The organism is Actinomyces oris, assembly GCF_001929375.1.
GTDB lineage: Bacteria > Actinomycetota > Actinomycetes > Actinomycetales > Actinomycetaceae > Actinomyces > Actinomyces oris_B.
In genome coordinates this window covers 1-11,099 of record NZ_MSGO01000034.1, presented here as the reverse complement: position 1 = coordinate 11,099, position 11,099 = coordinate 1, and the positions used below count along the sequence as shown (strand labels likewise).

The 11,099-nt window shown below is 68.5% G+C and carries 9 protein-coding genes and 1 pseudogene; 3 read left to right on the top strand and 7 right to left on the bottom strand.

Going from position 1 to position 11,099, the window contains the following annotated elements:
- Positions 1-87: 87 nt before the first annotated feature.
- From BKH32_RS13590 to BKH32_RS07685, 3 genes are all read right to left on the bottom strand, one after another.
- Positions 88-291 (bottom strand): hypothetical protein, encoded by a 204-nt coding sequence (locus BKH32_RS13590; RefSeq protein WP_143222766.1) that lies wholly within the window; start codon positions 289-291, stop codon positions 88-90.
- A gap of 274 nt (positions 292-565) precedes the next feature.
- Positions 566-2,131, bottom strand: a complete 1,566-nt coding sequence (locus BKH32_RS07690; RefSeq protein ID WP_075249393.1) for an MFS transporter — start codon at positions 2,129-2,131, stop codon at positions 566-568.
- Positions 2,128-5,304: a glycoside hydrolase family 2 TIM barrel-domain containing protein gene (locus tag BKH32_RS07685; protein WP_075249392.1), complete on the bottom strand. Its 3,177-nt coding sequence runs from the start codon at positions 5,302-5,304 to the stop codon at positions 2,128-2,130. Before BKH32_RS07685 ends, BKH32_RS07690 begins: the two co-directional genes overlap by 4 nt.
- A gap of 250 nt (positions 5,305-5,554) precedes the next feature.
- On the opposite strand from BKH32_RS07685, the gene BKH32_RS07680 reads away from it, so the two are divergent.
- The gene (locus BKH32_RS07680; RefSeq protein WP_075249391.1) at positions 5,555-6,541 is read left to right on the top strand and encodes a LacI family DNA-binding transcriptional regulator; all 987 of its coding nucleotides are present in this window, start codon (positions 5,555-5,557) and stop codon (positions 6,539-6,541) included.
- 215 nt (positions 6,542-6,756) lie between these two features.
- On the opposite strand, the gene BKH32_RS07675 is transcribed toward BKH32_RS07680, so the two are convergent.
- Positions 6,757-7,614 carry a hypothetical protein gene (locus BKH32_RS07675; protein ID WP_075249390.1) on the bottom strand — a complete coding sequence of 286 codons (858 nt, stop codon included), beginning with the start codon at positions 7,612-7,614 and terminating at the stop codon, positions 6,757-6,759.
- Positions 7,611-9,026, bottom strand: a complete 1,416-nt coding sequence (locus tag BKH32_RS07670; RefSeq protein ID WP_256691332.1) for an LssY C-terminal domain-containing protein — start codon at positions 9,024-9,026, stop codon at positions 7,611-7,613. The genes BKH32_RS07675 and BKH32_RS07670 overlap by 4 nt, the downstream gene beginning before the upstream one ends.
- 228 nt (positions 9,027-9,254) lie before the next feature.
- On the opposite strand from BKH32_RS07670, the pseudogene BKH32_RS07665 reads away from it, so the two are divergent.
- A pseudogene (locus BKH32_RS07665) lies at positions 9,255-9,632 on the top strand (hypothetical protein); the annotation flags it as partial.
- A 192-nt stretch (positions 9,633-9,824) separates the two neighbouring features.
- On the opposite strand, the gene BKH32_RS13925 reads toward BKH32_RS07665, so the two are convergent.
- Both BKH32_RS13925 and BKH32_RS07655 read right to left on the bottom strand, forming a co-directional pair.
- Positions 9,825-10,166, bottom strand: coding sequence for a CopG family transcriptional regulator (locus BKH32_RS13925; protein ID WP_075249389.1), 342 nt, complete (start codon positions 10,164-10,166; stop codon positions 9,825-9,827).
- Complete coding sequence (locus BKH32_RS07655) at positions 10,163-10,453, bottom strand: hypothetical protein (RefSeq protein ID WP_081376741.1); 291 nt, start codon at positions 10,451-10,453, stop codon at positions 10,163-10,165. Before BKH32_RS07655 ends, BKH32_RS13925 begins: the two co-directional genes overlap by 4 nt.
- A 326-nt stretch (positions 10,454-10,779) precedes the next feature.
- On the opposite strand from BKH32_RS07655, the gene BKH32_RS07650 reads away from it, so the two are divergent.
- A complete protein-coding gene (locus BKH32_RS07650) occupies positions 10,780-11,064 on the top strand; it encodes a transposase (protein ID WP_075249402.1) in 285 nt (94 codons plus the stop codon).
- Positions 11,065-11,099 lie beyond the last annotated feature (35 nt).

The following is an 11,099-nucleotide window of genomic DNA, read 5'->3' as shown; positions in this document are numbered from 1 at the left end:
AAGTCTATCAAGGGGTCTGGTGACTGATTCCCAGCATCGAGCTCGGCCCGACGGCCCCCTCTGGAAATCTATCAAGAAGTCTGGTGACTAAATCCCAGCAGTGAGGTGACATGTGCGCAGGGCGGTGGGGGCTCCGGCGTCGTCGGGCAGGGCAGGTGCCGGGCCGACGACGCCGCGGCGCTCCTCGGTCTCGGCGATCATGCGCTCCTGGATGGCATTGGAGGGGACGGTGGGGCGGGTCAGGTGGCGTGAGAGTCCATCGTGGCCCAGCCACCCACCCCCACTGCGCAAGCCACCGCCCCATCGAGGACTTACTTTCGCCACCAGGACTGCGTTCTCCCCCAGATGGCGACGAGGAGATCCCAGTAGTCTGGAGGACAACGCAGTCCCCGATCGAAAAGTACGTCCTCGGTGGCGACGCAGGCGACGACAACACGCGGGCGGCGCGCCAGCGGAGAAGAACTCCGCCTGCGCACCGCCCCGGGAAGGCGGGTGGGGGCGAAGGCGCACGGTCCGTGTCGCCTCAGTCTCGCCCCCACCCGTGAGCTACGCCCCTCGCGCAGCCTCAGCTCGTCGAGTCCTCGCTCTCCGAGGTGCCCGCCGCGCCAGCCGGGCTCCCGACGGCGTCGCCACCACCGACGATGTCACCGGTCCGCCCCGTGGCCACGGAGCCCCCGCCGGTCGCCCCGGCACCAACCTCCACCCCGACCCGCGCATCGGCCTCCTCCTTGAGCCGGGTGTTGACCTTCTCGACGTCGAGCCGCATGAGCAGGACGAGGATGAGCGCGTTGGCCGCGAGCGGCAGCCACACGTACATGATGTAGATCATCTGGATGGCGGACTCCGGCTGGACCTTGAGGTCCCCGTCGTACCCGGAGGCGGCCAGCAGCCACCCGGAGAGGGCCGTGCCGAGCCCGCCACCGACCTTCACGCCGAGCGACGTGCAGGAGAACATGAGGCCGTCGATGCGCTTACCGGTGCGCAGCCAGGTGTTCTCCGAGGCCTCGGCGATGAGGGCGTTGAGCGTGCCCTGCAGCGAGCTCATGCCCAGGGCCGCGACCCCGGAGAGGATCAGCATGAGCGGGAGGCTGTTCATGTAGGCGGCCACGAGCACCCCGAGCCGCCCCAGGGTCGCGATGACATAGCCGACGATGTTGATCCGGTACATGCTCCTGAAGCGACTCACCACCAGCGGCGTGATGAGGAGCCCGATCATGAGCGGGATGTTGATGGACCAGGCGAACGTCTTCAGCAGGTCCTCGTCCCCCAGGACGTACTTCATGAAGTAGATACCCATGTTGAGCATCGCCGTGAAGATCTGGGTGAGCAGGAAGACGATGAGGATGATGAGGTAGTACTTGTTGGACACCAGCATCTTGGCCGACTCCGCCACCGAGAGCTTGTCCTCCTGGGGCTCCTCCTCACCCACGAGCTCCTCGGGCGGCAGCTCCTTGACCGAGAACACTGAGAGCGTGTTGACCGCCAGGCCGAGCAGCGCGTAGAGGATCGCCATGGTCCGCCAGCCGACGGCGCCGCCGCCGAACAGGGCCACCCCGCCCACGGTGGCGCTCTGGATGAGCAGGTTCGTCCCGAAGGCGAACATGAAGCGGATGGAGCCCATCTGCACGCGCTCAGCCCCGTTGCGGGTGATGAGGGCGGTCAGCGAGGAGTAGGCGATGTTGTTGGCCGTGAAGAAGACGGCGTTGAGCAGCGTGTAGGCGATGAAGAACCAGGTGTACTTGGCGGTGTCCCCCAGGGTCGTGGGGATCGCGAAGATCGCGATGATCAGGACAGCACAGCCCACGAACCCCCACAGCATCCACGGACGGGCCTTGCCCAACCGCGTGTTGGTGCGGTCCAGCAGCGCCCCGAAGATGATGTCGGAGAATCCGTCGAAGAGCCGGGAGACCATCATGAGCGTGCCGACGACGCCCGCATTCAGCCCGGCGGTGTCCGTCAGGTAGATCATGACGAAGGCGGACAGAAGGACGTAGACGACGTTGCCTGCGACGTCGCCCGACCCGTAGCCCACCTTGTTGTACCACTTCAGGTACTTCCTCTCGCTGGCCGCCTCCAGCCCGCTTCCTGCGGTGGGGGCGCCGACCTTCTTGGCGGCGGAGTCGCTGCTCATGGCTTCACCTCGTTGTGAGTGCTGGTGTGGGTGATGAGGGGGTTGAGCAGGAGATGGAGCTCCATCCCCAGCTCCTGGCTGTCGACCTGGTAGCGGGGCCGCAGGGCGGGCCCGCAGCTGTTGGATCCGATGCCGGCCATGGCGGCGTCCAGGCACAGGACGGTGCTGCCCGACGGCGTCAGCTCGGTGTTGCGGCGCCGCGCGGCCAGCTCCTCCTGCGTGTAGCGGGAGGCGTTGAAGGAGAAGGGGGTCGGTCCGACGGCCGCCAGGCTCAGACCGCCTCCGGAGAGGAGGACTTTGTTGCAGTCGGCGTGGCTGCCGTTCTCCTGGGGCCTGATGTAGTCCTCGTGGAGGTCGACGACGTCGGCGCTGAAGGACCCGTGGTAGCTGGCGCGGTGCTTATCGACGTAGCTCTCCTGCGGGCCCAGGCCGTAGTAGTCGACCTGGCTCATGGACTCGGGCAGGAAGAGGCGCAGTCCCAGGCGCGGCAGGCTGGGGAAGCCCAGTGTCCGGCGCAGTCGCAGGCTCAGGCTCAGGACGCCGTCGTCGGTGAGGGTCCAGACGAGCCGTCCACGCAGGGCCGGCTGGACCGAGGGCGCCACGAGGCCGACGTCGGCACTGACGGTGACCCGCCCGGGCTTCTCGTCGACGTCGACGCCGTAGGCGCGGGCCGAGGCCTGGTGGTAGTGGGCGCGCTCCCACTCCAGGCGCGCGTGGCGGTCGTTGTCGGTGGGCGCCCGCCAGATGTTGAGCTCCACCGGGCGCTCCAGGAGCTCGCGGCCCTCCGAGGACAGGGACACGGGCAGGCCGGTGCGCGTGTCGATGGCGCAGTTGAGACGGTCGCTGTCGACCTCGATCCGGGTGCCCTCCCGCCTGACCGGCAGGAGGGTCTCGCCGATGGGGCGGTCGGCGAGCGCCGCGACCCACCGGTGGCGCCTGTCGGCATTGCGCAGGGCGATCTCGTCGAAGCCCAGGACGTGGCCGGCGGCCCGCAGCGAGTCGGGGCGGGCGAGCCGGTAGGTGACCAGCAGGTGGCAGCGCCCGGTGGGCGGGACCTTCGGCTCGCAGCGCAGCATGACACTCGTGTGCGGCGGGACGGGCTCCACCAGGTCGAGGTCCTCACGGTCCACGACGACGCCGTCGCAGCGCACCTCGTAGGAGATGCGCAGGTACTGGGACAGGTCGGTGTGGTCGAGGTCGTTGTGGATGGTGAGCAGGCCCTCCTCCTGGTCGTACTCGACGACGCGGGCGGGGCGCTGGACGTTCTTGAGCTCGGCGAGCCCGGGGTGGGGGACGCGGTCGGGCGAGACGAGCCCGTCGACACAGAAGTTGCCGTCGTGGACGGCCTCATCGTGGTCACCGCCGTAAAGCTGGATCGGCCGGCCGTCGTCGGCGGTCCCGGCGGTGACAGCGTGGTCGCACCACTCCCACACGAAGCCGCCGCACATGCGCTCATCGACCCGGATGATCTCCCAGTAGTCCTCGAGGTCACCGGGACTGTTGCCCATGGCGTGGCAGTACTCCACGAGGATGAAGGGCTTGTCGGGGTCGGAGTCCAGGTAGTCGCGGATCTCCTCGATGGCCGGGTACATGCGGCTGTACAGGTCGATGCAGGAGTAGTCGTAGCGGCGCTTGGAGTCCCGGTAGTAGGAGCTCTCGTAGTGAGTCAGCCGCGTGGGGTCGAACTCCTTGGTCCACAGCAGCGCCGCCTCGAGGGTGCAGCCGTAGGAGCACTCGTTGCCGGCGGACCAGGAGATGATGCTGGGGCGGTTCTTCTCGCGGTGGACGCACAGCCTCATGCGGTCGACGGTGGCCTGGGTCCACTCGGGGTTGTCGGCGATGGGCTCGTTCCAGTGCTCGACCTGGTTGTCCCAGGAGGGGTCGGCCAGGAAGCGGCTCTGGGTGCCGTGGCTCTCGTTGTCGGCCTCGGACATGACGTAGAAGCCGTGCTCGTCGCACAGCTGGTAGAAGCGCGGGTCGTTGGGGTAGTGGGAGCTGCGCACCGCGTTGATGTTGTGCTCCTTCATCAGGCGCAGGTCCCACAGCATGTGCTCCAGGTCGACGACGGGCCCGGTGGTCGGGTCGGAGTCGTGCCGGTTGACGCCGCGCAGGGTGATGGGCCGGCCGTTGAGGTGCACGACGGCGTCGCTCACCGCGACCTCACGGATGCCCACCCGGTCGGTGATGACCTCACCCGGCGTGGTGATGACCAGGGTGTAGAGGTAGGGGTCCTCGGCGCTCCACAGGTGAGGGGCCTCCACGGTGAGCCGGGCGCGGTGGGTGTAGCCGTCGTCGCCGGCGAAGGGCTCCAGCTCTCCGGCGACCACCACTGCGCCGTCGTGGTCGATGAGCTCAACGGAGGTGGGTACGGCCCCGCCCCGGTAGGCGCCCTGGATCCTGACCAGGGCGGTGGCCGGGGCGGCGTCGAGGCCAGTGCCGGACACCGGGCCGAGCGAGGTGGTGGTGACGTAGTCGAACAGGACGGCGGCCGGACGGCTCAGGAGGTAGACGTCGCGGAAGATGCCGCTGGTGCGGAACTTATCCTGGTCCTCCAGGTAGGTGCCGTCGCACCACTTGAGCACCAGGACGGCCAGGCGGTTGGCGCCGAGGCGCAGGAGCTCGGTGACGTCGAACTCCGCGGAGGCGTGGGAGACCTGGCTGTAGCCGACGTAGGTGCCGTTGAGCCACACGTAGAAGCAGGAGTCCACGCCCTCGAAGGTCAGGTAGGTGCTGGGGGCGGCGGGGTCCGGGGTGTAGTCGAAGTCGCGGATGTAGGCGCCGCAGGGGTTGTCCTGGGGGACGTAGGGCGGGTCGAAGGGGATGGGGTAGCGGACGTTGGTGTACTGGTGGTGGTCGTAGCCCAGGTGCTGCCAGGAGCTGGGCACCTGAATCATGGTGAAGCCCTCCGGGAGGCGGGCGGGGCTCGCCTGGCCGGGCTCGTCGTCGGCGGTGGCGGTGGGGACGCCCTGCTCCCAGAAGGGCTCGGTCAGCTCGTGGATGCTGGGCAGGTAGCGGAAGGCCCACTGGCCGCTGAGCAAGTGGAAGCGGTCGGAGTCCTCCCGCCTCCAGGGGCTGGTGGCGATGGGATGGGACGCGGGAACGTAGTAGGAACGGGGCGGCAGCGTGTGTTCATGGAGGACATCGAGGTCCTCGAAGTGTCTCGGAACGATCATTGTTCGGCTCCCCAGAGGGTTGACGGGAACAGAGGACGCGCAGCGGTGCAACGCCTGCGTGGTGACGTTAACATACTAGATGAGTGCCCGCCCCGCTAGGTATATCTACAGACAGAATCTCGGTTCAGCACTCCCCGAGACAGATACCCATGGCAACGTCACCATTCCTCCGGGACGTGGACGCCCATGACACTCCTGATAACCTCGCACCATGCCAGGGCAGAGCCGGGGCGCGCAGGGAGCGCCGTCGATGAGCGACGTGGCCCGCCTGGCGGGAGTCTCCGCTCAGACGGTCTCCCGCGTGGCGGCGGGCTCGGAGCACGTCCGCCCCGACACCCGCGAACGGGTCCTGCGCGCGATGAACCAGCTCGGCTACTCCCCCAACCGCGCCGCCCAGGCCCTGCGTCGCGGCTCCTTCAAGACGATCGGCGTGCTGACCCAGCAGATCCAGCGCACCGGGGAGGCCTTGACCACCGCGGGCGTGCTGGAGGCCGCCACCGCCGTCGACTACGCCGTCAACCTCGTCCAGGTGGAGCACCCCGCCTCCGAGGAGCTGCGCGAGGCCGTCTACCGGCTCTCCCACCAGGCCATCGACGGGCTCGTCGTCGTGCAGGCCGGGCGGGCGGGGCGCGAACAGCTGGCCCTGCCGCCCTCGATGCCGGTGGCGGTCTCGGACTCCACGCTCGTGGACTACTACCCCTCGGCCAGCGCCGACCAGGTCGGCGGGGTGCGCGACGCCGTCACGCACCTTCTGGAGCTGGGGCACCGCACCGTCCACCACGTGTGCGGGCCCGAGGACTCCCAGTCCGCCCTCATCCGCAAGGCCACCTGGGCCAGGACCCTGCGGGAGGCCGGCAGGGACGTCCCCGAGGCGGTGGCCGGCGACTGGGAGGCCGCAGCGGGCTATGAGGCCGGCCTGCGCCTGGCCGCGGACCCGGAGGTGACGGCCGTCTTCTGCGCCAATGACGAGCTGGCCCTGGGACTCATCCGGGCCATGCACGAGCAGGGCAGGCAGGTTCCCGCCGACGTCTCGGTGGTCGGCTTCGACGGCCTGGCCGTGGGCGAGTACACCTTCCCGCCGCTGACCACCGTGCGTCAGGACTTCAGGCGGCACGGCCGCGAGATGGTGAGCCTGGTGCTGGAGCAGGCGGGCTCCGGGATCCGGGACGGCGGCCGCAGCGTCATCATCCCCACCGAGTTCCTCGTGCGCGGCTCGACCGCCCCACCGGCCGCCTGAGCGCGACGCGACGTCGACTCCGGCCCTGCCACCCTCGCTGCGGGAGCCACCGCCCTATCGAGGACGTACTTTCGGTACCAGGACTGCGCTCTCCCCCAGATGACTGCGGGGAGAGCCCAGTAGCCTGGAGGACAACGCAGTCCTCGATCGGAAAGTACGTCCTCGGCGCGAACCGCAGCACCAGCTCCAGCCCGGCCTGCGGGCCCGCCCTCGGCTCAGCCGGCCTGCGGCAGGAGGATGGAGGCGCCCAGCGCGAAGGGGTAGCCGGGTTTGAGGATGCACTGGACGACCGGCTGCGCCATCTCCAGGACGCTGTCGGCGTCGAGGCCCTCCTCGCCGTTGGGACCGGCCTCGGCCACGAGGTCGGAGTAGGGGATGGTGAGGTCGAGCAGGGCCATACCGTCCCGGTGGGTGGCGGAGTCCCAGGCGCCGCCCTCCATCTCCTGCAAAGTCCCCAGGTGGAAGCTCATGACGCCGTGGTCGTCGACCTGCGCGGGCACGGACAGGATGTGGTGCGGCTCGGGGTCGCGCGGCGCGCGCAGGGTGAACAGGATGATGCCGCCGTCGCGGGCGGCGCGCAGCATGACGCGGCCGATGTGGATGCCGAAGCCGACGATGTCGAAGACCCCCTCCATGGCCTCCGCGTAGCTCAGCGGCGCCTCCAGGGGGATGGGGGCTCCCTCACCGGGGTCGTTGATGGCGCGGCGGCCCGACGGCGTGGCCGCCTTGAGCAGCAGGAGGCGGCCGGCGTCGGTGAGGACGCCGGTCTCGACGCGCTCCTGCCACCCGGCCGGGGCCTGGGCGGGGCCGGGCTCGGACTCCACCAGCCCCATGCCCAGGACGGTGGACAGGTCGGTGTCGTCGGCGGGCCGGTGCCAGGTGATGGTGGCGTCGTCGTGCCAGATGGGCAGGACCCCGTTGAAGGGGATGCCGAAGCGCACGTGCTCGCGGTCGCCGTCAACGGGCCGGGACTCATCGACGTGACTGACATGGCTGGTGTGCCGGCCGGACCGACTCGCCGGCCCTGCGCCGCCGGCGCCATTGTCGTGCGGCCCTGCCAGGTACTCGCTCATGAACCCAGCCTAACTGCCGCCCCGTCGCCTCGTGCGCTCGCGCGGCCGGCAAGGCGCTCCTCCTTGCGGGCCAGCTCCCACTCGTGGACCTGCCGGGCCGAGAGCGCCAGGAGAGCCAGGACCTGGAGCGCACTGGTGACGACCAGGCCGAGAGTGGCCTGCCGGACCCCGAGGCTGGAGGCCTGACCCATATCAGTGACGATGCCCAGGACAAGGGTCGCCATGAGGGCGATGCGGCCGCGCGGGTGCCCGCGCCAGGCCGCCACCCCCAGGGCGGCGGTGGTGAGCGTCAGGCCGGCGGACACCGTGGCGATGAGGGCGACGACGGCGGTGACCGCCCCCAGGTCCGCCTCGGGGATCGGGGCGGCCTCCAGCACCTGGGTGATGTCGATGCGGGCGACGCGCAGGATCTCGACCGCCACCATGAGCCCGATGAGCACCAGGGCGATGACGAGCTGGCTGGGGCGTCGCCGTCGGGCCTGGAGGTCGGCCAGGCGGGCCCGCTGCAGGGAGAGCCCGGCGTCGGATCCGGGGACCACCTCGTTGAGGTCGAGGACGTGGAGGGCGCCGTCGGTGACCACCCGGTCCCCTCCCCCGTTCTTGTCGTGGTAGGAGGTGAAGAAGTCCGGCCAGATCTTGAGCTCGGCGGCCTCATTGGCCCAGCGGACGTCGTCGACGACGTAGTTGCGCTCAATGTCGATGTCGGCGTCGATCTTGTGGGTGACCTGGAGGGTGAGGACGCTCAGGCCGACGGCGCGGTCGTAGGTGGCGGCGGCCAGCCAGTCCACGCGCCCGCCGCCGGGCAGCGACCAGCCGGGCGGGCAGTACCAGAAGCGGATGTGGTGGCGCTGGGCGGGGTTGCCCTCGACCTCCTTCTGGTAGGCGAAGCTCTGCTTGCGTCCGAAGAGCATGAGGCTGGAGACGGGGGCGGCCGGGTAGGAGCGGTGGAGCAGCGAGGAGACGACGATCCTCCAGGAGGTGCGCAGGGTGATGGGGTCGGCGCGCACCCAGCCGGCCGAGATCATCGCCTCGTGAATGTCCTCCTCGTCGCCCTTGACGGCGAGGTTGACCGGGTCGCCCAGGAGCCCGTCGGGGGTGCGGGTGCGGCCGATGAAGTAGTCGGGGACGTAGAGCCAGGTGAGGACCTGGTGGAGGCGCGGCAGGGCGAGGTAGGCCAGGACCGCCCAGAACAGCAGGGAGTTGACCACGAGCACCGCATCGAGGTGCCAGCCCGATCCGATGAGCAGCCAGGCCAGCCACAGCGTGGCGACGGCGGCGATGGCGAAGAAGACGGCGTCGAGGACGTCGTCGACGCTCCAGGAACGGGCGTCTACCTCCGACATCTTGGACGGGCCGTCCCGGTAGACGGGCGGCTCCGTCGGACGGGGGCGAGTCACCTCGGATGACGTCATGGCAGCACGTTACCGAAGACGGGTGGCACAGAAGTCGACTGCGCGTCGTGGACCGCCGCTGGTGACGTACGGTCCACGACGACGCCGCCCCTACCCGCCAGATCACAGCAAAGTCACGGCCTCACTGGACGGAGCAGTCCTTCTCTCTTCGAGGTCGACAGAGGCGCGACCGAAGTCTCCGGCCGGCGCTTGCAACGGACGAAGGCGGACGGTCACAGTCACGCCGGCTGGGCCACCGGTAACACCCCGACCAGCGTGACCGCCAGGGCCACTGCTGGTAGCACCACCGCCGCCATCACCGCCGGGTCGTCTGGTCTGCAGCTGTCGGCTCCGGATGGGAAGGCGTCTTGTACCGGGTTCGGCATCGCCTGGCACTCCGGGATGCCGGAGGGGTCGAGTCCGTGCACGATCTCCTTCAACCGCAGCTCAGCCCACCTGGGTGGTGCCACACCACTGACCATCAAGGTCGCCTACTCGGCCTCCTACACCGCCACCGACGGCAACAGCGGCACCCTGCCGGCCATCACCACCACCAGCACCGTCAACCTCCCCGTCGCCGAGGTCCAGACCCTGACCACCAACGCAAAGAACCCCCGCCAGAACTGAGGTGGAGCAAACGACTTGACCGTGACGTCTGTCTCCGGCTGGTGCGAGTGTCGTCCCAGCACGCGTCACCGACGTCGTGCCCTCCTGTAGGCGACTGGTCTCTGCGAAGGTGGGGGTGGTGCTCGGCGAGGGGCTCTGTGAGGACGTCGGCAGGGGCCGTTGACCTCGATGGGCTTGGGCGTGCGACTGTCGTTAGGTGGTGGGGGTGCTCTGGTGGTTGGTGAGGTAGGCGTTGAGGGCGTCGCGGATGACTGCGCTTGGGGTCAGTCCGTGGGTCTTGGCGTAGGTGTCGAGGGCGGTGTTGGTGTGCTCGGGCAGGCGGACCTGTCGGCGGGTGGAGGCTCCGCGTCCGGTGGCGCGGGTGTGCCCGAGATTGGGGCGGCCGCCGGTGAAGACTGCGCGCAGGGCGGCTTCGTCGGGGAGGTCTCCTCCGCCGTCGGGGGCTCCGATGGGGCGCAGGTCGCCGGTGGTGGCGAGGGTGTCGAGCTCTTCGTTGGTTGTGGTCTCGGTGGTGCGGGTGGTTGTGTGGGTCATGCTTGTTGCTCCTCCCAGGGGGTGTGTCCGGGTGCGTACAGGAGCCACCTCCATTTGTCGGTGAGCTCCATGGCGTGGAAGACCTCGAGGCGTCCGTCGGGGCGCATGGCGGCGCCGACCTCGAGGAACGTACGGGACAGCTCGTGGGGTCGTCCGACGAACATGAAGGTGACGTCGCGGGGGCGCCCGTCGACTCGTTGCTTGTTGATGGGGTGGAAGAGGGCGTACTCGATGTCTTCGTGTGGGACGTTGTGCTTGCTGGCGCTGTCTGTGTAGTAGATGGCCACACCATTATTGTAGTACAGAACTGGGGTGGTGTCATGCTGTGGTGCCGGCAAGCACTGATCCCCTTTGAGTGCTACTGAGGCTTATTCACGGCATCCATCAAAAATACTGTTACCTGCGCAGATGCCAGTGTCCGCTAGCCCTGTGAATAAGCCTCACTGAGTACTACGGCGGACAATTTGTCCCCGGCAGTAGGCACAGCTGGGGTGTTGGCTATCGGTGATGTCATCGGTACTCAAAGATGTTGGGGTTGGAAGTCGGGCTGGGGTGCGTGGTGTTTCTCGGACTGGGGGAGTTTTTCTTCCCCTGAGTCGATAGGATGGAGACCATGCCAGCAGCCAGATACTCGGAGGAGTTCAAGGAGCAGGTGGTGCGTGAGGTGATCGAGAAGGACCGCACGATCGCCTCGGTGGCCGCCTCATACGGTCTTGTAGCCCAAACGGTGGGTAACTGGGTCGCCAGGTACAGGAAAGAGCACGCCACCGACCAGGACCGCAAGAAGGCATCCGAGTCAGCCGAGATAGCAAAACTCAAGGCAGAGGTTCGTGAGCTGCGTCAGGAGAACGAGTTCCTGAAAAAAGCAGCCGCCTTCTTCGCCAAGGAACGACCGTGACCGAGCACTTGCGAGGTCGGGGCCGCGAAGAAGGC